This window comes from Azospira restricta (assembly GCF_016858125.1).
Taxonomy (GTDB): Bacteria; Pseudomonadota; Gammaproteobacteria; order Burkholderiales; family Rhodocyclaceae; genus Proximibacter; species Proximibacter restrictus.
Genome location: NZ_CP064781.1, coordinates 3,812,190 through 3,835,280 on the forward strand (window position 1 = coordinate 3,812,190; position 23,091 = coordinate 3,835,280).

19 protein-coding genes and 1 pseudogene are annotated in these 23,091 nt (G+C 67.0%); 3 read left to right on the forward strand and 17 right to left on the reverse strand.

Going from position 1 to position 23,091, the window contains the following annotated elements:
* Positions 1–7: 7 nt before the first annotated feature.
* On the reverse strand, positions 8–2,566 hold the full coding sequence (locus IWH25_RS18110) for a CHASE2 domain-containing serine/threonine-protein kinase (protein WP_203387155.1): 2,559 nt from the start codon (positions 2,564–2,566) through the stop codon (positions 8–10).
* Positions 2,567–2,798: 232 nt separating this feature from the next.
* Positions 2,799–3,500 (reverse strand): TerC family protein, encoded by a 702-nt coding sequence (locus IWH25_RS18115; RefSeq protein ID WP_238998953.1) that lies wholly within the window; start codon positions 3,498–3,500, stop codon positions 2,799–2,801.
* A 139-nt stretch (positions 3,501–3,639) separates the two neighbouring features.
* Here IWH25_RS18115 and IWH25_RS19255 point away from each other — a divergent pair, with 139 nt between their 5' ends.
* From IWH25_RS19255 to IWH25_RS19160, 3 genes and pseudogenes are all read left to right on the forward strand, one after another.
* Positions 3,640–4,887, forward strand: coding sequence for a carbonic anhydrase (locus IWH25_RS19255; RefSeq protein WP_203387157.1), 1,248 nt, complete (start codon positions 3,640–3,642; stop codon positions 4,885–4,887).
* A 24-nt stretch (positions 4,888–4,911) separates the two neighbouring features.
* Complete coding sequence (locus IWH25_RS18125) at positions 4,912–5,349, forward strand: GFA family protein (protein ID WP_203387158.1); 438 nt, start codon at positions 4,912–4,914, stop codon at positions 5,347–5,349.
* 36 nt (positions 5,350–5,385) lie between these two features.
* Positions 5,386–5,688, forward strand: a pseudogene (locus IWH25_RS19160) (integrase core domain-containing protein); the annotation flags it as partial.
* A gap of 154 nt (positions 5,689–5,842) precedes the next feature.
* Here the strand turns inward: IWH25_RS19160 and IWH25_RS18135 are convergent.
* From IWH25_RS18135 to IWH25_RS18205, 15 genes are all read right to left on the reverse strand, one after another.
* The gene (locus tag IWH25_RS18135; RefSeq protein ID WP_203387160.1) at positions 5,843–7,561 is read right to left on the reverse strand and encodes a hypothetical protein; all 1,719 of its coding nucleotides are present in this window, start codon (positions 7,559–7,561) and stop codon (positions 5,843–5,845) included.
* 87 nt (positions 7,562–7,648) lie between these two features.
* The gene (gene sucD, locus IWH25_RS18140) at positions 7,649–8,542 is read right to left on the reverse strand and encodes a succinate--CoA ligase subunit alpha (protein WP_203387161.1); all 894 of its coding nucleotides are present in this window, start codon (positions 8,540–8,542) and stop codon (positions 7,649–7,651) included.
* 11 nt (positions 8,543–8,553) lie between these two features.
* Positions 8,554–9,714 (reverse strand): ADP-forming succinate--CoA ligase subunit beta, encoded by a 1,161-nt coding sequence (sucC, locus tag IWH25_RS18145; RefSeq protein WP_203387162.1) that lies wholly within the window; start codon positions 9,712–9,714, stop codon positions 8,554–8,556.
* Positions 9,715–9,764: 50 nt separating this feature from the next.
* Positions 9,765–10,319 carry a DUF2889 domain-containing protein gene (locus tag IWH25_RS18150; RefSeq protein WP_203387163.1) on the reverse strand — a complete coding sequence of 185 codons (555 nt, stop codon included), beginning with the start codon at positions 10,317–10,319 and terminating at the stop codon, positions 9,765–9,767.
* A gap of 121 nt (positions 10,320–10,440) precedes the next feature.
* A complete protein-coding gene (locus tag IWH25_RS18155) occupies positions 10,441–11,781 on the reverse strand; it encodes a sigma-54-dependent transcriptional regulator (RefSeq protein ID WP_203387164.1) in 1,341 nt (446 codons plus the stop codon).
* Positions 11,778–13,703, reverse strand: a complete 1,926-nt coding sequence (locus IWH25_RS18160) for a sensor histidine kinase (RefSeq protein ID WP_203387165.1) — start codon at positions 13,701–13,703, stop codon at positions 11,778–11,780. The genes IWH25_RS18155 and IWH25_RS18160 overlap by 4 nt, the downstream gene beginning before the upstream one ends.
* 79 nt (positions 13,704–13,782) lie before the next feature.
* Positions 13,783–15,186 carry an aspartate ammonia-lyase gene (gene aspA / locus IWH25_RS18165; protein ID WP_203389305.1) on the reverse strand — a complete coding sequence of 468 codons (1,404 nt, stop codon included), beginning with the start codon at positions 15,184–15,186 and terminating at the stop codon, positions 13,783–13,785.
* 252 nt (positions 15,187–15,438) lie between these two features.
* Positions 15,439–16,098, reverse strand: a complete 660-nt coding sequence (locus tag IWH25_RS18170) for a MarC family NAAT transporter (protein WP_203387166.1) — start codon at positions 16,096–16,098, stop codon at positions 15,439–15,441.
* Between the two features lie 2 nt (positions 16,099–16,100).
* A complete protein-coding gene (locus IWH25_RS18175; protein ID WP_203387167.1) occupies positions 16,101–17,798 on the reverse strand; it encodes a methyl-accepting chemotaxis protein in 1,698 nt (565 codons plus the stop codon).
* On the reverse strand, positions 17,798–18,688 hold the full coding sequence (locus IWH25_RS18180; RefSeq protein ID WP_203387168.1) for an amino acid ABC transporter substrate-binding protein: 891 nt from the start codon (positions 18,686–18,688) through the stop codon (positions 17,798–17,800). Before IWH25_RS18180 ends, IWH25_RS18175 begins: the two co-directional genes overlap by 1 nt.
* Positions 18,689–18,747: 59 nt before the next feature.
* Positions 18,748–19,476, reverse strand: coding sequence for an amino acid ABC transporter ATP-binding protein (locus tag IWH25_RS18185; RefSeq protein ID WP_203387169.1), 729 nt, complete (start codon positions 19,474–19,476; stop codon positions 18,748–18,750).
* Positions 19,473–20,147: a glutamate/aspartate ABC transporter permease GltK gene (gene gltK / locus IWH25_RS18190; RefSeq protein WP_203387170.1), complete on the reverse strand. Its 675-nt coding sequence runs from the start codon at positions 20,145–20,147 to the stop codon at positions 19,473–19,475. Before gltK ends, IWH25_RS18185 begins: the two co-directional genes overlap by 4 nt.
* Before the next feature lie 3 nt (positions 20,148–20,150).
* A complete protein-coding gene (locus tag IWH25_RS18195; protein ID WP_203387171.1) occupies positions 20,151–20,888 on the reverse strand; it encodes an amino acid ABC transporter permease in 738 nt (245 codons plus the stop codon).
* 62 nt (positions 20,889–20,950) lie between these two features.
* The gene (locus IWH25_RS18200; RefSeq protein WP_203387172.1) at positions 20,951–22,012 is read right to left on the reverse strand and encodes an asparaginase; all 1,062 of its coding nucleotides are present in this window, start codon (positions 22,010–22,012) and stop codon (positions 20,951–20,953) included.
* A 70-nt stretch (positions 22,013–22,082) separates the two neighbouring features.
* The gene (locus IWH25_RS18205) at positions 22,083–22,979 is read right to left on the reverse strand and encodes a glutamate/aspartate ABC transporter substrate-binding protein (protein ID WP_203387173.1); all 897 of its coding nucleotides are present in this window, start codon (positions 22,977–22,979) and stop codon (positions 22,083–22,085) included.
* Positions 22,980–23,091: the final 112 nt, after the last annotated feature.

The following is a 23,091-nucleotide window of genomic DNA, read 5'->3' on the forward strand; positions in this document are numbered from 1 at the left end:
TTGGCTCCTAGAGGTTGAGGTCGAAGCCGGCGGCCGGCGCGGCGGCGGGCGCCGGGGCGGCGTTCATGCACTCACGCAAATCGCGCGCCATCTCGTCGCCGCTCTGGTAGCGCTGCTCGACGTCCTTGGCCAGCGCCTTGTCGATGATCGCCGTCAGGCAGGGCGGCAGGTCCGGACGTTCGGCGCGGATGTCGGCCGGCGGCTCGTTGGCGATCTTGAACATCAGCTGCGCCATCGACTCGCCGGAAAACGGCAGCTTGCCGCAGCACAGCTGGTAGAGCGTGACGCCGAGCGAGAAGAGATCGGAGCGGCCGTCGATCTTCTTGCCGGCGAGCTGCTCCGGCGACATGTAGCTGGGCGTGCCGAGGACCATGCCGGTCTTCGTCTTCGACGAGTCGGTGATGCGCGCGATGCCGAAGTCGGTCACCTTGACCTGGTCGCTCGTCGCCTCGTACATGATGTTGGCCGGCTTCACGTCGCGGTGCACGACGTTGTTGCGGTGCGCATAGGCGAGCGCCTCGGCGACGCGGGCGACGATGCCCATCACCTGCGGCAGCGGCAGCAGGCCGCTGGGCTTGGTCTGCGGCACCAGGTCGCGGCCCTTGAGGAATTCCATCGCGATGTAGGCGAGGTCGTGCTCCTCGCCGGCGTCGAAGATGGTGACGATGTGCGGGTGGTTGAGGCGGCCGGCCGTCTCCGCCTCGCGGAAGAAGCGCGTCTTGACGTCGGCCAGCTCGTCCTCGTCGAACTCCTGCGACAGCGCCATCGTCTTGATCGCGACGACGCGGTTGATCTTCGGATCGCTGCCGAGGTAGACGACGCCCATCGCGCCCTTGCCCAGCTCCTTCTCGACCTGGTAGCGGCCGAGCATCGGCTTCTGCACGTCGCCGCCGTTGAGGATCAGCGTGCTGGCGTTGCTCCGCCCGCCGCTGCCGCCGAGCATCACCGTCTCCGACATCTGCTTGGCGCGCGCGATGCGCTGCGGCAGGTCGCGGAAGTCGAGTCGATACTCGGCCATGTAGCGGAACACCGCCTCGGCCTTGTTGAACTGGCGCTTGCGCTCGAAGTCCAGCGCCAGGTTGTAGAGGTTCTCCAGCAGTTGGTCGTCGAGCGGGCACTTGCGGAACTTGTCGAAGGCCATGTCGAGCTGCCCCTGCCCCTGGAAGGCGAGGCCGAGCATGCGGTTCGACTCGGCCGACTCGGCCTCCGACTTCTCCTTGCCGCGCTCGGTGACGAGGAAGCGCTTGGTGGTCAGCAGCAGGTGGCCGACCAGCAGCAGCGTCGCCGCCGCCATCAGCTGGATCCACATGCCGGCACCGACCATCAGGCCGAAGTGGGCGCCAACCAGCGCCGTCAGCAGCACGGCGGTGGCGAGCGCGCCGACGCCGGCGGACAGTTGCGGCAGCACCACGATCAGGTAGAAGGCGACGAGCACGAAGACGCCGAGCGAAGCGTAGCCGCCCCAGGGCGGCGTCACGAAGAAGTGCTCCTGCAGGATCGACGACACCGAATGCGCCAGCGTCAGCACCGGCTCCATCGCAGGCGACACCGGCGTCACCTGCGGCGCGCCGACGCCGCCGGCGGTGGCGCCGATGAGCACGATCCTGTCCTGGTACTTGCTCGCCGGGATCTTGCCGGTGAGCACGTCGTAGAACGAATCGACCGGGAAGGCCGGCTTGTCGCCGCGGTCCTTGTAGAAGAAGGTGTTCATCTGCGTCAGGCCGTCGGTCGGGATGCGCAGCTTGCCGAGCCGCACCTCCTCGCCGAGCCGCGCCTGGATATCGGCCGGGCCGAGGTTGAGGCTCTTCGCCGCGACCAGCAGCGACAGCGACGGGAAGTAGAGGTCGTAGTAGCGCAGCACCAGCGGCTCGGCGCGGATGCCGCCGTCGACGTCGGCGTTGGCGTTGAGGTGACCGATGGCGACCGCGCGCGTGCCGAGCGCCTCGATCGGGTACTGCACCGAGGCCGCCGGCAGCGCGTCGCCGCCGGCTTCGCCGACCTGCGGCAGGCGGTTTCGGGCGACGTACTCGGGCAGCGGATGGTCCGGCCGCCCCTTCGGGTCGCCGAGGCGGAACAGCATCGGCATCACCACCGAATTGGCGCGCTTGAGGCTTTCGGCGAAGCTGCGGTCGTTGTTCAGCCGCGCCTCGGCCTCCTTCAGCAGCGCCCCCATCTCGGCCAGCGGCGGCGAGTCGCCGCCGGCCGCCAGCGCCTGCTCGTGCAGGCCGGCGAGCTTGGTCACATAGGCGTAGCCGGGATCGATCTGCGGCTCGAAGAAGAGCGCGGTGTTAGCGACCACTTTCGCCTTGGCGCCAGCGAGCAGGTCGGCCATCTTCGCGTGCAGGTCGCGCGGCCACGGCCAGCGGCCGAGGTTGGCGATCGACGCATCGTCGATCGCGATCACCGCGATGCGCGCCAGCGGCTCGCGCGACGAGGCCTGGACGCCCCAGTCGTAGGCCTTGCGCTCCAGGCTCTGGACGGCATCGCCACCGGCCAGCGCGAGCATGACCAGCGACACGACCAGCCCGAGGAACCAGTCCGCCTTCCAGAAACCGGTCTTGCGCATGCCTGCCTCCGTCATCCGGCGCGACGCCGTCTTTTCGTTCAGTGGTAGCAGGAATGCCGCTCGGAGAGGAGCAGGCCGCTACGCTTTGTTCATGGCCGTTCCCCGGCAGCCCCGCCTCCTTGGGGCCGGCGTCCGCCGAAAATCGGAAAAAGAAACAGTCGACTGCCCGGTATTCTTACAGTGGCGCCTCAAAACAGTCAATGTCGGCGCCATGCGGCAGGCGGGATTCCGCTCACTCGGGGGCGATCGCGGCAGTCCGCAGCCGCCGCGTTTCCATCCATTTGCCCAGCGCCACGACCAGCAGCGCCGACAGCGCCGCGGCGAACGACGCCGACCCTGCCGGGAAGGCCGCGACCAGCCCGCCGACGGCGGGGTCGCTCCAGATCATCGAGCCGGCGACCCAGCCGAGCAGGGCGCCGCCGATGACGACGACCACCGGCCAGCGCTCCATCAGCCGCAGCACGATCTGGCTCGACCAGACGATCAGCGGGATGCTGACGACGAGGCCGAAGAGCAGCAGGCCGAGGTTGCCGTGCGAGGCGCCGGCCACCGCAATGACGTTGTCCACGCTCATCACGAAATCGGCGATGACGATCGTGCGCACCGCGCCCCACAGGTGGTCGGCCGCCGAGACCTCGTGGCCGTCGTCGTCCCCGGGCAGCAGCAGCTTGACGCCGATCCACAGCAGCAGCACGCCGCCGACCAGCTTCAGCCAGGGCAGGTTCATCACCACGGCCGCAGCCATGGTCAGCACCACGCGCAGGCCGACGGCGCCGGCGACGCCCCACAGGATGCCTTGCCGGCGCTGCTCGGCGGGCAGGTTGCGGCAGGCCAGCGCGATGACGACGGCGTTGTCGCCGGAGAGCACCAGATCGATCATGATGATCTGCAGCACGGCAACCCAGAATTCGGGCGAAACGAAGGATTCGGGCACGACAACCTCGGGCGGCGGATGGAAACGGAAGGCGCGGATTCTAGCGCGAAACCCCGCGCCGACGCCGCGACGCGACGCCCCGGATCGCCGAACAGCCCCTATAATCGCCGCCATCCCGCCCGCATCGAGACGCCGAAAAATGCAAAGAAGCCGCCGTCAACCGTCCGCCGGCCCCGCCCCGCAGCGCCGCGCGCTGGCCGTCCTCGGCGCCGCGGCCGGCCTGCTGCTGGCGTCGCCCCTCACCGCCCACGCCGCCAAATGGCTGACCGTCGCCGGCGGCAAGTCGGCGGCGGCCAAGGTCGAGGTCGACACCGCCAGCATCGACCGCAGCGACGGCAAGGTGCGTGCCTGGCACCGCGAAACCTACCCGACGCGGCGGCTGCAGGACGCCTGGGCCTTCACCTACGCCGGCCTGACGCAGCACAGCGAGTTCCACTGCGACAAGCGCAGCGCCGCCCCGCTGCGCCGCCTGTACCTCGCCGCCGACGGCAGCGAGCTGAAGAGCGAAGGCTTCGACGGCAAGGACGCGGCGCCGGTGGTTCCGGACTCGCCGCTGGAAGCGGTGCTCAACCACGTCTGCCGCAAGCCGGCCGCGATGCCGGCGCCAGCGCCGGCAGCGGCGAAGCCCGTCGCCGAACCGGCGTCCGAGCCGGCGAAGCCGGGCAAGGCGCGCGGCAAGGAGGAGCCGCCGCCCCCGCCGCCGAAACCGCCGGCCGCCTGGAGCTACGACGGCAAGCTCGGCCCGGCGCGCTGGAGCAAGCTATCCGAGGATTACGCCGCCTGCGGCGACGGCCGGCGGCAGTCGCCGATCGACATCCGCGCGCCGATCCGCGCCGACCTGGCGCCGATCCGCTTTTCCTGGAAGCCGCTGCCACTGACGATCGTAGACACCGGCCACACCATCCAGGTGAATGCCGACGACGGCGGCCACATCGTCGTCGACGGCGAGGAATACCAGCTGCAGCATTTCCGCTTCCGCCACCCCGGCGAGGAGTTGGCCAATGGCAAGCGGGCGGTGATGAGCGTGCAGTTCGAGCACCGCAGCAAGTCGGGGAAGATCGCGATCCTCGCGGTGCCGCTGGTCGAGGGCAAGGAGAACCGTCTGGTGCGCACGTTGTGGAACGCGCTGCCGCTGGCGCCCGGCCAGCCGGTCAGCCCGGCCGGCGCCAAGATCGACCCCGGCCAGCTGCTGCCGCAGAAACGCGAGTACAGTACCTACCTCGGCTCGCTGACGACGCCGCCCTGCACCGAGGGCGTGCTGTGGCTGGTACTGAAGCATCCGGTCAGCCTGTCGCGCGAACAGATCGCCGACTTCGCCAAGGTCTACAAGAACAACGTGCGGCCGGGGCAGGCGGCGAACGGCCGGGTCGTGAAGGAATCGCGCTGACCGGCGCGACGACAGGAGACGGACATGGACGGATACCACCTGCGCGGCGGCTGCCATTGCGGCGCGCTCCGCATCGACATCGGGCTGCCCCGCCCGCCGGAAACCTACGGCCCGCGCGCCTGCGATTGCGACTTCTGCCGCAAGCACGGCGCGGCCTATTTCTCCGATCCGGACGGATCGCTGCGCGTCATGGTCGGGGACGCGCGCTTCCTCGGCCGCTATCGCCAGGGCAGCGGCATCGCCGAGTGCCTGCTGTGCACCAACTGCGGCGTTCTGCTCGGCGTCGCCTACCGCGAGGACGAGCGCCTGTACGCGGCGATCAATTACCGCGTCGTCGAAGGCGGAGTCGTCTTCGGCGAGGCGCAACCGGTATCGCCGAAAACGCTCACCGCGAACGAGAAGGTCCGGCGCTGGAAGGCGCTGTGGTTCGCCGACGTCGCGCTGGTCGGCGACAGCGCCTGAGTGATGTGCAGCGCGCATCGCGAAGCGAAGGGGAACCAGAAAAACCAGCCGCTGGTGCATCACTCGAACCGGGGAATCCAGTATTGCGCCAACGAGTACCCGGCCATTCATCGGCGGCGCGCTCTGGTCTGCTCGATTCCCGACGCTTATGACTGCTATCAGAATGCCCCAGCAGAACGGATCAATGGCATTCTCAAGCACGAGTTCCGGCTTCAGCAGCCCGACGATCTACACCGGGCTCGGCGCATGATCAGCCAATCCGTTGCCATCTACAACAATCCGGAGAGGCCGCATCTCTCGCTACAAGCGAAAAAGGCGCCCTATGAGGTTCATCGGGCGTCTTTGCAGGCCTGCAACAATGTGGGCCTGTCCGTCTCCACAGGTGTCAACTTGGGGCGGGACGGGTCATTGGCCAGGCATGATGGCGATCTTTACTTCATCCGGGGTGCCGACCATCGCAGCGTGTTGGCGGGGGAAGGGGCCTGGTTGAGAATCAGATTCCCGTAACATTGCGCGGATGGCGCGGATAGAGTGTCCTGGCAGCCTCAATCTTTAGCTGGGAGAGTCGGCTTACTCGATAAAGGGCAGCCTGACTCAATGCATCCTTGCGTACATAGCTCCCCGCACGAATCTGGCGAACGCCCGATACGGAAGGCCCTGCCTCCTCATCGATAATCATGTATTGCTCCGAAAACCCGGGGTCGGCATACAGATCGAAAGCGATTGCCCACGGTCCGTGAACATGAATAAAAGTTGGCCTTGCTTCTTCCAATAGGTATCTTCGAAGCGCTGTCTTGTCACGGTGAATCAAACGCCCGATGCGGCGATCGCAAAGACCAGCCAGATCGACGATTCGCAGCCGCGAATACATCAGGGCGCCCCCTATGTCCGGCGCGCCCAGGCTGGCTTCCTCGAGGCCGAGGAACTCGGCATAGGCGTTGAATCGGTCAGCATAGTTCTTTGCCACGTCCTCAATCGGAACTGTCGGCGCTGCCAGAAAGCGGTCTATCCGAAAAACAAAGTTGCCAGAAGCACCAGACAGGAAAACCAAAACTACCGAGGCTGGCAAGGCCTTGTGAATGAAATCGCCACCTGCAAACCAGACCCGGAAGAGTGCCGCAAGCACCATAAAAACAAACAGATAAAGAAGTGGGAAAAGAGGAGTCGCAAAGCGATACTCCCCCATCCAGTCCCGCGGTAAAACCTCGTATGCGGCAAGTCCTGCAGCGATGAAGAAGAAGATAATGGCAAGCGACTTCGCCTCGACCAGTCGTGACCGGCCAAGCATCAGCAACGGGAAGCCCGCCAAGACGAGCAGGGCAACGTCGCTCCCTACCGGAAAGGCCGAATTAGCCAGCAAATCCGCCAGTGTTCGCAGGATACCGAACGCCCCTTCCTCAACGATCCGGTAAGCGTTGCTGCCGGGCTTCGCGTAATAAGTGTTTGGCAGCCACTCGCCAAAATAAGTCGTGCGAAACCACAGGTAAGCCCCGACTAACATGGAAAGCGGAAACAAATACGCGCTGAATTGCTGGGACCTAATCCGAAGGCTGCACGCGGGGCCAAACAACAGTGCAGCGGGAAAAAGGACGGAATATACGACTCCATCAGGGCGAGTCAGTGTAATAAGAGCGCTGAGAGCACCGGCCATGATCGCAAGACTCGATGGCGTCTCTTCCTCCGACGCAAGTACGCAAAGGAAGAGCAAGGAGCAAATCAGCGTTGCGTACAGTGGATTCTCGAGGCCAGAGGTCGTCCAGATGACGAAACTCGGATTGGCCGAACAACAGGCGAGCACAGCAAACGAAAAAACCGGCGCGTTCTCGCTGAGCATGTAACGAATCAGCCCATGCAGCGAGAGAAAAGCACAAAGAATCAATGCAATGCTTATTAATTTTGGCGTCCAGACCGGATCAAAGCACCCGAATAGCTCGGCCAACGCGAGTCCGAATGTCCACGCGGGATTCGAGAATCCTTCGACAGGCGGAACACCGGACTGAGACACCAAACCGAATCCAGCGGCGAGGTTCCTAGCATACGCAAACGATATGCCTGCGTCATCGACCAACCAGTTTCTGTACAGCGATGCATGCAGAATATATAGCAGCCATGCACATACGGGCGGCCACCAGCCAGCGACTCGATGCCACCCAAAATGCCTGAACTGCAGCTGCGGCCGATCTTCCCGCGCTTCGAACTTGCTCGCAATCATGATCGTCCTATTAGAATCAAACAAAAAAGGCGGGAACCCTTTCGGGCCCCGCCTTGGTAATACAGGCAGCTGGCTAGACGCCCTTTTTTAGAGCATCGCCTTCAGCAGCTTGCCCATCTCGGACGGGTTGCGCGTGACCTTGAAGCCGCACTCTTCCATGATCGCGAGCTTGGCGTCGGCGGTGTCGGCGCCGCCCGAGATCAGCGCGCCGGCATGGCCCATGCGCTTTCCGGGGGGGGCGGTGACGCCGGCGATGAAGCCGACGATCGGCTTCTTCATGTTGTCCTTGCACCAGCGCGCGGCTTCCGCCTCGTCCGGGCCGCCGATCTCGCCGATCATGATGACGGCGTCGGTGTCCGGATCGTCGTTGAACATCTTCATGACGTCGATGTGCTTCAGGCCGTTGATCGGGTCGCCGCCGATGCCGACCGCGGACGACTGGCCGAGGCCCAGCTCGGACAGCTGGCCGACCGCTTCGTAGGTCAGCGTGCCGGAGCGGGAAACGACGCCGATGCGGCCCTTCTTGTGGATGTGGCCGGGCATGATGCCGATCTTGATTTCGTCCGGGGTGATCAGGCCGGGGCAGTTCGGGCCGAGCAGCAGCGTCTTCTTGCCGCCCTTGGCTTCCTTCTCCTTCATCCGGTTGCGCACCATCAGCATGTCGCGGACCGGGATGCCTTCGGTGATGCAGATGACCAGGTCGAGGTCGGCTTCGACCGCTTCCCAGATCGCCGCGGCGGCGCCCGGGGGCGGCACGTAGATCACCGAGACGGTGGCGCCGGTTTCAGCGGAGGCTTCCTTGACCGAGGCGTAGATGGGGATGTCGAAGATCTTCTCGCCGGCCTTCTTCGGGTTCACGCCGGCGACGAAGCAGTTCTTGCCGTTGGCGTATTCCTGGCACTTTTCCGTGTGGAACTGGCCGGTCTTGCCGGTGATACCCTGGGTGATGACTTTGGTGTCTTTGTTGATCAGGATGGACATTCGTAACTCCCTTACTTGACCGCGGCGACGATCTTGGTGGCGGCTTCCGCCATCGAGTCGGCGGAGATGATCGGCAGGCCGGAATCCTTGAGGATCTGCTTGCCCAGATCTTCGTTGGTGCCCTTCATGCGGACGACCAGCGGCACGGACAGGTTGACGGCGCGCGAGGCGGCGACGACGCCGGAGGCGATCGTGTCGCAGCGCATGATGCCGCCGAAGATGTTGACCAGGATGCCCTTGACCTTGGGGTTCTTCAGCATCAGCTTGAAGGCTTCGGTGACCTTCTCGGTCGTCGCGCCGCCGCCGACGTCGAGGAAGTTGGCCGGCTCGGCGCCGAACAGCTTGATCGTGTCCATCGTCGCCATCGCCAGGCCGGCGCCGTTCACCAGGCAGCCGATGTTGCCGTCGAGCGAGATGTAGGCGAGGTCGAACTGCGAGGCTTCGACTTCATCCGGGTCCTCTTCGTCGAGGTCGCGCATGGCGACGATCTCTTCCTGGCGGTAGAGGGCGTTCGAGTCGAAGTTGAACTTGGCGTCGAGCGCCTTGACCGTGCCGTCGCCTTCGTGGATCAGCGGGTTGATCTCGGCCAGCGAGGCGTCGGTCTCCATGTAGCAGGTGTACAGCTTCTTCAGCGTATCGACGCACTGCGGGATCGAGGCTTCGTTCATGCCCATGCCCTTGGCCAGCGTCAGCGCCTGCTCGTCGGTCAGGCCGACCAGCGGGTTGATGAAGACCTTGACGATCTTCTCCGGGGTCTTGTGCGCGACTTCCTCGATGTCCATGCCGCCTTCGTAGGAGGCCATCATGGCGACGGTCTGCGTGGCGCGGTCGGTCAGCGCGGCGACGTAGTATTCGTGCTTGATGTCGGCGCCTTCCTCGATCAGCAGGTTGCGCACCTTCTGGCCCTCGGGCCCGGTCTGGTGGGTCACCAGCTGCATGCCGAGGATCTGGTTCGCGTATTCGCGCACTTGTTCCAGCGACTTGGCGACCTTGACGCCGCCGCCCTTGCCACGGCCGCCGGCGTGGATCTGGGCCTTCACCACCCAGATGTTGCCGCCCAGCGTTTCGGCCGCCTTCACCGCGTCGTCGACGGAGGTGCAGTGGATGCCGCGCGGGACCGTGACGCCGAATTTTTTCAGGATTTGCTTGCCCTGATATTCGTGAATCTTCATGCGCTTTCCTTGCTTGGTTGAGGTTGCGAGCGAGTGGGCAGGAGGATGTCCTACCCGGTTTTACTTCCGCGGTACCAGCGCGGGTAATAGCGCCGGACCGCTTCCGAATGCGATTCGAGGGCGTGGCAGCGGTCGAGCTGGAAGGGCTTGACGCCGCTGTCGGCGTTGTCCTGCACGTCGCTGGCGAAAGTCTGCAGCGCCGCCGTCGGCAGGTAGGTGAGCAGCTCGGTGATGTGCGAACAGCCGTGGATGCCGCCGAGGCGTTCCTTGACGTCCTTGCGGAAGCCGCGGAACAGGTTGAGGCCGATCAGGTGCCTGCGGTAGTCCGGCGCGATCGCGGTACAGTGGTTGTCGTACGGAGCCGCGTCGCTGGCGGCATCGGCGTCGAGCACGTTCATCTGGTGGTCGATGGTGACGCGCACCCACATGTCGTGCACCGGCTCCCCCTTGGGGATGGTCTTCGACGAGATCGGATATTCGTGGTTCTTGGTGTCGGTGATGCGCGCCTCGATGTCCCAGCGGCCGTCCACGCGCTTGTAGCCGAACAGCTGCACATTGCGCAGCTGCACCAACGTGCGCTCGACACTGGGAGGCGGCAGGGGCATGTTCGGGTTTCCGGGGGGAGGCGGTGACGCGATCTTTTATTAGCCGGAGGATGATAGCACAAATACCCCTACGGATTGTCACGAAAATTCATAATTATGAATTTTCGTGACTCTGCGGACCTTAACCGCCGGACTGCAGGCCGTACTTGCGGATCTTGTCGTGCAGCGTCGTCTTCGCCACCCGCAGCGCTTCGCTGGTACGGGCCAGGCTGCCGTCGTTGCGGCGCAGTTCGGCGGCGATCAGCGAGCGCTCGAAGCGCTCGACCGCCTCGGCCAGCGACAGGCCGCCCTCGCCCTCCATCACTTCGGCCGGCGCCATCACGTCGTTCTTCAGGCCGAGCGCGAAGCAGTCGGCGGCATTCCTGAGCTCGCGCACGTTGCCGGGCCAGTCGTGCGCCATCAGCCGATGCACATCCTCCGGCGCCACCACCGGCAGCGGCCGCTGGTAGCGCTCGGCGGCCTGCATCACGAAGTGCTCGAACAGCAGCGGGATATCCTCGCGCCGCTCGCGCAGCGGCGGCAGGTCGATGGTGACGACGTTCAGCCGATAGTAGAGGTCGGCGCGGAAGCGGTCCTTCTGCGCCAGGACCGCGAGATCCTCCTTGGTCGCGGCGACGACGCGGCAGGCGACCTTGATCGGCTGGTTCGAGCCGAGCCGCTCCAGCTGCCGCTCCTGCAGCACGCGCAGCAGCTTGATCTGCATCGCCATCGGCATCGTTTCCAGCTCGTCGAGGAACAGCGTGCCGCCGTTGGCGTGCTCGATCTTGCCGATGCGCCGCTTCTGCGCGCCGGAGAAGGCGCCCGGCTCGTGCCCGAACAGCTCGCTGTCCAACAGCGTTTCCGGCATGCCGCCGCAGTTCAGCGCGACGAAGTTGCCCTTCGCCGTCGGCCCGTTGTCGTGCAGGCAGCGCGCCACCAGTTCCTTGCCGGTCCCGGTCTCGCCGCGGATCAGCACGTCCACCGCCGAGCCGGCGACCTCGTGCACGCGCCGGCGCACCGCCGCCATCTGCGGCGAGCGGCCGATCAGCATCGCCTCGATGCCGTCGCGGTGCTCGAGGCGGCGGCGCAGCGCCGCCACCTCCAGCGTCAGCGCCCGCTTTTCCAGCGCGCGCTGCACAACCTCGACCAGGTGCTCGGGCGAGAAGGGCTTGGGGATGAAGTCGTAGGCGCCGCTGCGCATCGCCTCGACCGCCAGCGAGACGTCGCCGTGGCCGGTGATCATGATCACCGGCAGCGCCGCCTCCAGTTCGTGCACCCAGCGCACCAGCTGCAACCCGTCCATCCCCGGCAGGCGCATGTCGGTGACGACGACGCCGGGAAAGCCGGCGGCGAGCTTGCGCTGCGCCTCCTCGGCGGCGGCGACGGTGGCCACCGGGATGCCGGCGAGCTGGATCGCCTGCTCGCAGCCGAGGCGGACGTTGGCGTCGTCCTCGACGAGCAATACGGACAATTGCGGATTCATGATCTGACGGTTTCCTCTTCTCCCTGTTCCGCCGCGGCCGGCAGCACGATGACGAAGCGCGCGCCGCCGCCCTCGCGGTTCTCGGCGATCAGGTCGCCGCCGAACGAGCGCACGATGTCGCGCGAAATCGCCAAGCCCAGCCCGAGCCCCTCGCCCGCCGCCTTGGTCGTGAAGAACGGCTCGAACAGCCGGTCGAGCACGGCTTCCGGCAGGCCGCAGCCGGTGTCGGCGACGGCCAGCGCGATGCCGCCGTCGGGGCGCTCGGCGGCGGCGATTTCCAGGCGGCGCTCGCTGCGGTCGTTCATCGCGTCGGCGGCGTTGCCGATCAGGTTGATCAGCACCTGCTGCAGGCGGTTGTGGTCGCACCACGAGAAATGTTCGCCGGCGACGCAGCGATTGTCCACGACGACGCCGGCCTGGCGCAGCGACTGGTCGAGCAGGAACAGCGCGCTGCCCACCGCCTGCGCCACGTCGACCCGGCTCGGCACCGCCGGCGACTTGCGCGCGAAGGTCTTCAGCGGACGGATGATGCCGCCCATCTGGTCGGTGAGGTCGCAGACGATGCGCAGGTTGCGCTCGGCGGTGCCGGCGTCGCCGCGGTGCATGAACTCGATGGCGTTGGCGGCCAGCGTACGCACTGCGCCGAGCGGCTGGTTCAGCTCGTGCGTGATGCCGGTCGCCAGCTGGCCGAGCACGGCGAGCTTGCCGGCCTGCACCAGCTCCTCCTGCGCCGCGCGCAGCGTCTGCTCGGCGCGCAGGCGCTCGACCACTTCCGCCTCCAGCGTCTCGACCGTGCGCGTCAGGTCGGCGGTGCGCGCGGCGACCTTCCCTTCCAGTTCGCGGTTGGCCGCCTCCAGCGCCGCCTGCACCTTCAGCCGCGCCTGCAGCACGCGGCGGCGCTGGCGCAGGTAGAGCAGGCAGAGGATCAGCGTCGCGCTCGCCGCCGCCGCCAGCGCGCCGTGCGCCAGCGCCTGCGAGCGCACCGGCCGCACGCTGGAGAGCACCAGCAGGTGCCAGGCGGTGCCGGGCAGGTTGCGGCTCATCACCAGATAGTCGCTGCCGCGCGATGGCGGCCCGAGCGATTCGGCGGGGCGCCCGGAAAAATTGACGACGATGCCCGCCTCGGCCGCGGCGGCATCGATGCCGAGCGACATCGTGCCCAGCTGGCGCCCCTCGAACTGCCGCCGCACCAGCTCGCTGACCTGCTCGCCGGACAGCGGGCGCAGCGTCGCGTAGCGCCACTCGGGCGGCGCCGAGAGCAGGACGACGCCGTTGTCGTCGGCGATCAGCGCCGGCGCGTCGTTGGTCAGCCACTGCCGCTCGACGGCGCGGATACTCGCCTTGAGCACGGCGACGCCGACGATCTTCCAGTCCTGGCGCTCGTCGCGGATCGGCTGCGCGAAGAAGTAGCCGGGCTCGTCGCGCACGCCGTCGACGGCGTACTGGCGGTACGGCGCGCCGCCGATCGCCGCCTGGAAATAGGAGCGGTGCGAGAAATCGGCGCCGAGCAGGTTGTCGGTGAGAATCCAGTCGCTGGAGGCGACGACGCGGCCGCGCGTGTCCATCACGAACACTGCCAGGCTGTCGACGTGCTGCGCGCTCAGCCGCTCCAAGTAACGGTTCACCACCTCCTGCTGCGGCGAGCCGGCGCTGTGCCGGGTGCGCAGCAGTTCGAGGACGTCGGCGTTGAGCGCGAGAATGCCGGGGATGTGCGTCACCCGCGACACCTCGGCGTCGACCGCGGCGGCCAGCAGGTCGAGGCGGTGCCGACCCTCCTCGCGCAGCAGGTGCATGCCGTAACGCTCGGACGAGGCGTAGCCGGCGACGCCGGCGGCGACCAGCACGGCCAGGATGAGCAGCGCGCCGAACCAGCGGCTGCGGCCGAAGCTGGCGAACGAGCGGAAAAGGGCGGCGGCGGTCATCGCGGGGAACGGGGCATGGACGGCGCCTATTGTACGGCGTAAGGCCGGCGCCGGCCGCCGTGCCGGCGCCGGCGGCCGCTCAGGCCAGCGCGCTCGGCGCCGTGAGCACCTCCGGGCGCAGTACCCGATCGAGCTCCTCGCGCGTCATCAGCCCCATCTCCTCGACCAGCTCGGCGACGCCGCGGCCGGTGGCGAGCGCTTCCTGCGCAACGCGCGTGGCGTTCTCGTAGCCGACGTAGGGATTGAGCGCGGTGGCCAGCCCGGCCGAGGTGCGTACGCGCTCGGCGAGCAGCTCGCGGTTGGCGGTGATGCCGGTGACGCAATGCGCGGTCAGCGTACGGCAGCCGGCGGCGAGGTGCTCGACGCTCTTGAACAGGCTGTGCGCGATGATCGGCTCGAAGGCGTTCAGCTGCAGCTGGCCGCCTTCCGCGGCCATGGTGATGGTGACGTCGTTGCCGATCACCTCGAAGGCGATCTGGTTGACCACCTCGGGGATCACCGGGTTGACCTTGCCCGGCATGATCGACGAACCGGCGGCGCGCGGCGGCAGGCGGATCTCGTTCAAGCCGGCCTGCGGGCCGCTGGAGAGCAGGCGCAGGTCGTTGCAGGTCTTGGAGAGCTTGCAGGCGATGCGCTTCAGCACGCCGGACAGCTGCACGAAGGCACCGCAGTCCTGGGTCGCCTCGATCAGGTTCGGCGCCGGCTCCAGCGGCAGGCCGGAGAGTTCGGAGAGGTGGCCGATCGCCAGCTTGGCGTAGCGGATGTCGGTGTTGATGCCGGTGCCGATCGCGGTGGCGCCGAGGTTGATCTCGCGGATCAGCGCGATCGCCTCGTTCAGCCGCGCCTCGTCCTCGCCGAGCATCACCGCGTAGGTCGAGAACTCCTGGCCGAGCGTCATCGGCACCGCATCCTGCAGCTGCGTGCGGCCGATCTTGAGGATGTCCTTGAACTCGTCGGCCTTCGCCTCGAAGGCCTCGCGCAGCTCGGCCATCGCCGACAGCAGGCCGCGGATCGACAGGCAGGTGGCGACGCGCAGCGCCGTCGGATAGACGTCGTTGGTGCTCTGCGACATGTTCACGTGGTTGATCGGGTGCAGGTAGGCGTAGTCGCCCTTCTGCCGGCCGAGCAGCTCGAGCGCGCGGTTGGCGATCACCTCGTTGGCGTTCATGTTGGTCGAGGTGCCGGCGCCGCCCTGGATCACGTCGACGACGAACTGGTCGTGCAGCCGGCCGCCGGCAATCTCCTGGCAGGCAGCGATGATCGCGAAGGCGCGCGTCTCGTCGAGCTGGCCGAGCTCCTTGTGCGCGAGCGCCGCGGCGTGCTTGATCAGCGCCAGCGCGCGCACCAGGTCGGCGTAGCTGCCGATCGGCTTGCCGGTGATCGGGTAGTTCTCGATCGCGCGCAAGGTATGCACCCCCCAGTAGGCGGTGGCCGGAACCGGCGCGTCGCCGAGAAGGTCGTGTTCGAGTCGTGTCGTGCTCATGCTGTCTCCGTAATGATGAACTGAACCATGGCTGCCGATCGCCCGGGCGGCGAACGGATATTTCCTGACCGAGCGCAGGATTTGCGCCGCCCAGTCGCCGCCGGCGGGTAGCGGCCCGCCGACGGCAAGATCGTGCTCGCGTCGTGTTTCGCTCATGCGGCCTCCAGTGTGCTCAACTGCAGTCGAGGAAGGGAGCCGGCCCGCCCGGGCGCACCCCACGGGCACTTCTTCGCAATGCGCTCGCGTCATGGCTCAGGTACCGGCAACAAAACTGCGGATGCCCGAGGCGACGAACTGCACGCCGATGCAGACGAGCAGGAAGCCGGTCAGGCGGCTGACGACGTTCACGCCCTCGCCGCCCAGCCAGCGCGAGACGACGCGCGCGGAGCGGAAGACGCCGTACATCAAGAGGCAGGTGGCGAGGATGCTGAAGACGGTGGCGGCGTAGGCGGTCGCACGCAGCGCGCCGCTCGGCAGCTCGGCGATCTCGGTGGAGATGCCGATCACCGTGGCGATCGCGCCGGGGCCGGCGATGCCGGGCATCGCCAGCGGGAAGAAGGCGAAGCCGGTGGCGGCGCCGGCCGCAGCCGGCTTCGGGAAGAGCGCCTCGGTGGTGCCGAACAGCATGCGGTAGCCGATCACCGCGACGGTCAGGCCGCCGGCGACGCGCAATGCGCCGTAGGAGATGCCGAAGGTCTCGAGCACGGCGACGCCGGCGAACAGGCAGGCGGTGAGCAGGGCCAGCGCATAGACGCAGGCGCGACTCGCCTCGCGCTTGGCCGCGGTCTCGTCGAGGTCGGCGGCGAGCGAGGCGAAGAGCGGGATCTTCGACAGCGGGTTGGTGATCGTCACCAGGCTCAGCAGCCCGCCGAGGAAGAAGCTCGCGACCAGCTTGTAAAGCGTCGACTCCACGCTCACGCCGTCCGGAAATGGCCGAGGCCGGTCTCGAGCGAGCCGGCCAGCTGGTCGAGCTCGCGCGCGGTGTCGGCGACCGCGGCGGTCGCCCGGTCGTTCTCGCCGACCATCTCGGCGATGCGCTCGACGCGGCCGGAGACCTCGCGGCTCGCCGCCGACTGCTCGTTGAGCGCCGACGACACCTCGTCGATCACCGCGATCACGCGGTTGGCGCCGGCATCGATCGCCGCCATCGCGTCGCCGGCGGCGCAGGCCACCTGCAGGCCGGCCTCGACGCGCTCGACCGAGCGCGCCATCTGCGCCGCCATCGAGCGCGTGCCGCCCTGGATCGCGGCGATCATTTCGGCGATCTCGCGCGCCGAGCGGTTGGTCGTCTCGGCCAGCTTCCTGACCTCGTCGGCGACCACCGCGAAGCCGCGGCCGGCCTCGCCGGCGCGCGCCGCCTCGATCGCCGCGTTCAGCGCGAGCAGGTTGGTCTGGTCGGCGACGTCGCGGATCACCGTCGTGATCGACGAGATCTTCTCCGAGTCCTCACCCAGCGTCGTCACCGTCGCCGCCGATTCGCTGACCAGCTCCGAGATCGCGCGGATCTCGCCGACCATCGTCCGGATCAGGCCGGCGCCGTCGCCGGCCTGGCGGCCGGCGTCGGCCGACAGCGCGTGCGCCTCGCCGCCGAGCGCGGCGACGTGCGCGATACGCTCGCTCATCTGCTGCAGCGTCGCCGCCATCGCGCCGGCGGCCTCGACCTGCTGCCGCGAGCCGCGGCCGGCCCCCTCGGCCGCGGCCGAAAGGTTGGAGGCGGCGCTCTTCAGCCGCGCCGCGTCGCCGCGCATGCCGGCCAAGAGCCGCGTCAGCTCGCGCGCGGTACGGCCGGCGGCCTGCTGCACGCGCTGGATCTCGCGCCCGCCGCTGCCCGACACCTGGCCGGTGAGGTCGCCGGCGGCCATCTTCTCCATCAGCGCCACGGTCTCGGCGAGCGGACCGCGCACGCTGGCCGTCAGCCAGACGCCGAGTACCGCCGCGACCAGGCCGGCGACGCCGGCGAGCGCCAGCGCGACAGCGCGCGTGCGTCCGGTCTCGTCGGCGATGTCGGCGGCGCGCGCCCGGCTCTGTGCCTGCACCAGCTGCCGCGCCTCGCCGATCGCCGCGGCGACCTTCTGCATCTTCGGCCCGCCGTCGTTCTGCAGGATGCCCATGGCGACGCTGGAGAGGAACTGCATCGCCTCCTCCATCGCCTTGTCCTGCGGCACCACCGCCGCCTCGAAGCCGCTGCCAATGCGCGCCAGCAGCTCGCGCTCGGCGGCGTCGGCACCGCTGTCGGCGGCGAGCTTGCGGAGCGCGGCGAGCGCCTCGGCGAAGCGCTTCTTCTCGGCCAGATAGACCGCCTGCTCGCGCTTCATCACCTCGGCGTCGGTGAAGATGATGTTGTTCCGCACCGCCGTCTGCATCTGCTGGAACGAATCGGCGAGCTGCGCGATCTGCGCCTCCTTGGCCAGCGACACCGAGGCGATGCGCTCGGCGGCGCGGTCGACGCGCGCCAGGCTGAAGGCCGTCCATGCCGCGACGGCGACGAACAGCCCGACCACCACGGCAAAGGCCAGTGTCAGCTGCTGGCCGATCGACAGACGGTTGATCGCGTTCATGATGTCCTGTCCTCCCGCCGGCGGCGCCGGCATCGCTTTCGTCGTGGTCGTCATCAGTTCGGCAGCCAGTCGGTGGGCGCCTTGAACGAGTCGCGCAGCAGGTAGCTCATCGCCAGCCCGAGGTTGACGCCCTTCGGCGGGATCGGCGACTCGAACCAGCGGCGGTAGATGCGATGGATCTCGTTGCTGACGATCAGCCGCGTCACCTCGCGGTCGACCAGCTGCTTGAACTCGGGGTCGTCCCTGGCGAACATGATCGCCAGCGGCTCGATATTGAGCGCCTCGCGCGTCACCTCGAACTTCTCGGGGGCGCCCGACGCGGCGCGCAGGCTGTAGAGCAGCACGTCGTCCATGATGAAAGCGTCGGCCTGGCCGGCCTGCAGCACGGCGAACGATTCGGCGTGATCCTTGGCCTCGACCAGCCTCGCGCGCAGCGTGCGGCGGGTGTCGGCCTCGCGGAACAGCTTCTCGGCGGTGGTGCCGCGCGTCGTCACCACGGTCTTGCCGGCGAGGTCGGCGATCGAGGCGATGCCGCTGCCGGAGCGGACCAGCAGGCGCGTCGTGGCGATGTAGGTGGGCACGGTGAAGGCCACCTTCTGGCGGCGCTCGGCGGTGCTGGTGGTGGTGCCGCACTCGAGGTCCACATCGCCGCGCATGACGGCATCCATCCGCGTCGCCGAGCTCACCGGCACGTAGCGGACTTCCAGCGGCCGGCGCAGCGACTGGCGCAGCGCATCGACGATGCGCAGGCAGAGGTCGATCGAGTAGCCGATCGGCCGGCGCTCGGCGTCGAGGTAGGAGAACGGCGGCGACGAGTCGCGGTAGCCGATGCTGACGACGCCGCTCTGCGCGACACGGTCGAGCACCGGCGCCGCCAGCGCCGGCACGCTCAGGAACAGCGAAAGCAGGAATGAGAAGCGCCCTGCACGGCGAAGTGCATTCATTGTTTGTCTCCTCGAAGACGCCCGGCGTTGTTGTTGTTTTTCGCCGGGCCGGTCGGACGTCAGTGGTGGAGGATCTTGGCGAGGAAGTGCTGCGCCCGCTCCGAGCGCGGCGTGCCGAAGAAGTCTTCCTTGGCGGCGTCCTCGACGATCTTGCCCTGGTCCATGAAGATCACGCGGTGCGCGACGCTGCGGGCGAAGCCCATCTCGTGCGTGACGCACATCATGGTCATGCCTTCCTTGGCCAGCTCGACCATGACGTCGAGCACCTCGTTGACCATCTCCGGGTCGAGCGCCGAGGTCGGCTCGTCGAACAGCATGCAGATCGGGTCCATCGCCAGCGCGCGGGCGATCGCCACGCGCTGCTGCTGGCCGCCGGAAAGCTGGCCGGGGAACTTCTCGGCGTGGGCCTTCAGGCCGACGCGGTCGAGGAACTTCAATCCCTTCTCGCGCGCCTCGTCCTTCGAGCGGCCAAGCACCTTCTCCTGCGCGATGGTCAGGTTCTGCGTGACCGTCATGTGCGGGAACAGCTCGAAGTTCTGGAAGACCATGCCGACGTGCGAGCGCAGGTTGTTGAGGTTGGTCTTGGGGTCGCTGAGCGAGGTGCCGTTGACGACGATGTCGCCAGCCTGGAAGGGCTCCAGCGCATTGACGCACTTGATCAGCGTCGACTTGCCGGAACCCGACGGGCCGCAGACGACGATCACCTCACCCTTCTGCACCGACGTCGTGCAGTCGGTGAGGACCTGGAACTGGCCGTACCACTTGGAAACATTCTTGATTTCGATCATTTGGCGAACCTCGCTTGCAGACGCTTCACCAGCAGCGAGGCGGAGAAGCAGATAACGAAATAGATGACGCCGGCGAAGAGCAGCAACTCGACCAGGCGGCCGTCGCGGTCGCCGACCTTGTAGGCGGTGCCGAAGAAGTCGGAGAGGCCGATCACATACACCAGAGAGGTATCCTGGAAGAGGATGATGGCCTGCGTCAGCAAGAGCGGCGTCATGTTGCGGAAGGCCTGCGGCAGCACCACCAGGCGCATCGTCTGCGCCGGCGTGAAGCCGAGCGCGAGGCCGGCCGAGACCTGTCCCTTGGACACGCTCTGGATGCCGGCGCGGATGATCTCCGAGTAGTAGGCGGCCTCGAACAGCGCGAAGGCGACCAGCGCCGAGGTCAGCCGGATGTCGCCGATGTCGTCGCCGAAGATCGCCTTCAGGCCCTGCGGCACGATCAGGTAGAACCACAGGATGACCATCACCAGCGGCACCGAGCGGAACAAGTTGACGTAGCCGGCGGCGAGCTTGGCGAGCACGACGTTGTGGCCGAGGCGGGCGATCGCCAGCAGCGTGCCCCAGACGATGCCGACGACGATCGCGGTGATCGTCACTTCCAGCGTGATCAGCATGCCCTTGGCGAGCAGCGGGATCGCGCCGGGAATGGAGGTCCAGTCAAAATCGTACATGGCTCACTTGCCTCCGATGAAGCCCGGGATGCGGACTTTGTTTTCGAGGCGACGCATCAGGAACATCACCGTCACGTTGATCAACAGGTACATCACCGTCACCGCGATGAAGGCCTCGTACGGCTGCGCGGTGTAGTCGACCAGCTGCTGCGCCTGGCGGGAGAGCTCGATCAGGCCGATGGTGGTGGCCACCGCGGAGTTCTTGAAGATGTTCAGGAACTCGGAGGTCAGCGGCGGCAGGATGATGCGGTAGGACATCGGCAGCAGCACGTAGCGGTAGGTCTGCGGCAGCGTGAAGCCCATCGCCAGGCCGGCGGCCCGCTGTCCGCGCGGCAGCGAGTTGATGCCGGAACGCACCTGCTCGGCGACGCGCGCCGAGGTGAACAGGCCGAGGCACAGCATCGCCGCGAAGAACTGCTGCCACAGCGGGTTGCTCTGCTTGAAGGCGGTGCCGAGCGCGGCCGGCAGCAGCTCGGGCAGCACGAAGTACCACGAGAAAAGCTGCACCAGCAGCGGCACGTTGCGGAAGGCCTCGACGTAGCAGGTGGCGAACCCGGACAGCCAGCGGTTCGGCACCGTGCGCAGCACGCCGAAGATGGAGCCGACGATGAGGGCGATCACCCAGGCCGACAGCGACAGTGTGACGGTCCATTTCAGGCCGGTGAACAACCAGCCGAGATAGGTGTCGTCACCGCTCGCGGAGGGCTGCAGGAAGACGCCCCAGTTCCATTGGTAACTCATTGATTACATCCCCGTTCTTGTAATTGCCCGGGCGGAAACTCCCGCCCGGGCGCGACATCCGCTCAGTATTCCCAGAAGATGCGCTGCAGCTCCTTGCTGTCCTGCGTCCGGGTCAGCGCCACCGCCGCCAGGATGCGGGCCTTCTGCGGGTTCAGGTCGTGCGCCACCACCCAGTCGTACTGATCGTCCGGCTGCTCGGCGTTGCGCAGCACGAAGCCGCCGGCATTGACGTGCGACGAGCGGATGATATGCACGCCCTGGCCGCGCAGTTCGCGCAGCGCCGGCACGACGCGGTTGCTGACCGAGCCGTTGCCGGTGCCGGTGTGGATGATCGCCTTGGCGCCCTTGGCGGCGAACGCACGGTAGGCGGTGTCGCCGACGTTGCCGTGGCCGTAGGCGATCTCGACCGGCGCCAGCGCGTCGATCTGGTCGATGTCGAACTCCGAGTTCACCGTATGCCGCTTGGCCGGCAGGCGGAACCAGTAGTTCTTCCCTTCGACAACCATGCCCAGCGGGCCCCACGGGCTCTTGAAGGCCTCGGTCTTGATGTTGACCATCTTCGACACGTCGCGGCCGCTGTTCAGCTCGTCGTTCATCGCCACGAGCACGCCCTTGCCGCGGGCGTCCTTGCTGGCGGCGACGTTCACCGCGTTGAACAGGTTCAGCGTGCCGTCGGCCGACATCGCGGTGCCCGGGCGCATCGAGCCGACCAGCACGATCGGCTTGTCGCTCTTGACGACCAGGTTGAGGAAGTAGGCGGTCTCCTCCAGCGTGTCGGTGCCGTGGGTGACGACGATGCCGTCGACGTCGGCCTGCTTCACCAGCGCCGAGACGCGCTTGCCGAGGGTCAGCAGGTGTTCGTTGGTGAAGCTCTCGGAGGCGATCTGGAAGACCTGCTCGCCGCGCACCTGGGCGACGTCGGCGAGCGCCGGGATGCCGGCGATCAGCTTGTCGACCGGCACCTTGGCCGCCTGGTAGGTGGCGCTCTTCGCGGCATCGGCGCCGGCGCCGGCGATCGTGCCGCCGGTGGCGAGGATGACGACGTTCGGCTTGCCGGCGAAGGCCGGCAGCACGACGACGCTGGCTGCGATCAGCAGGCAGCGGGAAAGAAAGCGATTCAGCATGAAAATCCTTTGTCAGGTGTGGGATCGGCGGCCGCCGGCCGCGGCGGCCGGCGGCATGTGCTCGTTATCGTTATTCGTAGGCCTTGTCGTTCGGGGCCTTGTGCAGTTCCTTCATCTCCGCCGACATCGGCATGTTGAGGTTCAGGCCCTTCGGCGGGATCGGGTTCATGAACCACTTGGCGTAGATCTTGTCGGCTTCGCCCGAGGTCTGCACCTTGGCGATCGCGGCGTCGACGACCTTCTTGAAGCCGGCGTCGTCCTTGCGCAGCATGCAGCCGTAGGCTTCCTTCGACTGCGCGGTGCCGACCACGTCCCAGTCGGCCGGCTTCTTGGCCTTGGCGATCTCGCCGTAGAGCAGCGCGTCGTCCATCATGAAGGCGACGGCGCGGCCGGTTTCCAGCGTCAGGAAGGATTCGCCGTGGTCCTTGGCCGAGATGATGTTCATCTTCATCTGCTTGTCTTCGTTCATCTTGCGCAGCAGGCGCTCGGAGGTGGTGCCGGCGGTGGTCACCACGTTCTTGCCGGCGAGGTCCGGGAAGTCCTTGATGCCCGCATCCTTCTTGGCCATCAGCTTGGTGCCGATGACGAAGAAGGTGTTGGAGAAGGCGACCTGCTTCTGGCGCTCGGTGTTGTTCGTCGTCGAGCCGCACTCGATGTCGACGGTGCCGTTCTGCACCAGCGTGATGCGGTTGGCCGAGGTCACCGGCATCATCTTGACGTCGATCTTGTCCATCTTCAATTCGGCCTTGATCGCATCGACGATCTTGCGCTGCAGTTCGTAGGCATAGCCGATGACCTGCTGCTTGTCGTCGTAGTACGAGAACGGAATCGACGATTCGCGGTGGCCAAGGGTGATCGAGCCGGTGTCCTTGATCTTCTTCAGCGTCGCGCTTTCCTGCGCGAAGGCGGGTGCGGCGAAAACGGCGGCGGCAACGGCGGTGGCAAGTACGGAGGGCAGCAGTTTCATGTGGTTGTCTCCAGACGTGATTGGGTTTGTGGTTTCCGGCATCGGTTCGAGCCGCTTACCTCACAGCACGAGCCGTGCCAAGCACCCATTCACCTATAAGCAACTGATTCAC

Bases quoted from the DNA above. Each gene is read 5' to 3' on its own strand.
- IWH25_RS18110 (WP_203387155.1), bottom strand. From the start codon at position 2,566: ATGCGCAAGACCGGTTTCTGGAAGGCGGACTGGTTCCTCGGGCTGGTC.
- IWH25_RS19255 (WP_203387157.1), top strand. From the start codon at position 3,640: ATGCAAAGAAGCCGCCGTCAACCGTCCGCCGGCCCCGCCCCGCAGCGC.
- IWH25_RS18125 (WP_203387158.1), top strand. From the start codon at position 4,912: ATGGACGGATACCACCTGCGCGGCGGCTGCCATTGCGGCGCGCTCCGC.
- IWH25_RS18135 (WP_203387160.1), bottom strand. From the start codon at position 7,561: ATGATTGCGAGCAAGTTCGAAGCGCGGGAAGATCGGCCGCAGCTGCAG.
- sucD (WP_203387161.1), bottom strand. From the start codon at position 8,542: ATGTCCATCCTGATCAACAAAGACACCAAAGTCATCACCCAGGGTATC.
- sucC (WP_203387162.1), bottom strand. From the start codon at position 9,714: ATGAAGATTCACGAATATCAGGGCAAGCAAATCCTGAAAAAATTCGGC.
- IWH25_RS18150 (WP_203387163.1), bottom strand. From the start codon at position 10,319: ATGCCCCTGCCGCCTCCCAGTGTCGAGCGCACGTTGGTGCAGCTGCGC.
- IWH25_RS18155 (WP_203387164.1), bottom strand. From the start codon at position 11,781: ATGAATCCGCAATTGTCCGTATTGCTCGTCGAGGACGACGCCAACGTC.
- IWH25_RS18160 (WP_203387165.1), bottom strand. From the start codon at position 13,703: ATGACCGCCGCCGCCCTTTTCCGCTCGTTCGCCAGCTTCGGCCGCAGC.
- aspA (WP_203389305.1), bottom strand. From the start codon at position 15,186: ATGAGCACGACACGACTCGAACACGACCTTCTCGGCGACGCGCCGGTT.
- IWH25_RS18175 (WP_203387167.1), bottom strand. From the start codon at position 17,798: ATGACGACCACGACGAAAGCGATGCCGGCGCCGCCGGCGGGAGGACAG.
- IWH25_RS18180 (WP_203387168.1), bottom strand. From the start codon at position 18,688: ATGAATGCACTTCGCCGTGCAGGGCGCTTCTCATTCCTGCTTTCGCTG.
- IWH25_RS18185 (WP_203387169.1), bottom strand. From the start codon at position 19,476: ATGATCGAAATCAAGAATGTTTCCAAGTGGTACGGCCAGTTCCAGGTC.
- gltK (WP_203387170.1), bottom strand. From the start codon at position 20,147: ATGTACGATTTTGACTGGACCTCCATTCCCGGCGCGATCCCGCTGCTC.
- IWH25_RS18195 (WP_203387171.1), bottom strand. From the start codon at position 20,888: ATGAGTTACCAATGGAACTGGGGCGTCTTCCTGCAGCCCTCCGCGAGC.
- IWH25_RS18200 (WP_203387172.1), bottom strand. From the start codon at position 22,012: ATGCTGAATCGCTTTCTTTCCCGCTGCCTGCTGATCGCAGCCAGCGTC.
- IWH25_RS18205 (WP_203387173.1), bottom strand. From the start codon at position 22,979: ATGAAACTGCTGCCCTCCGTACTTGCCACCGCCGTTGCCGCCGCCGTT.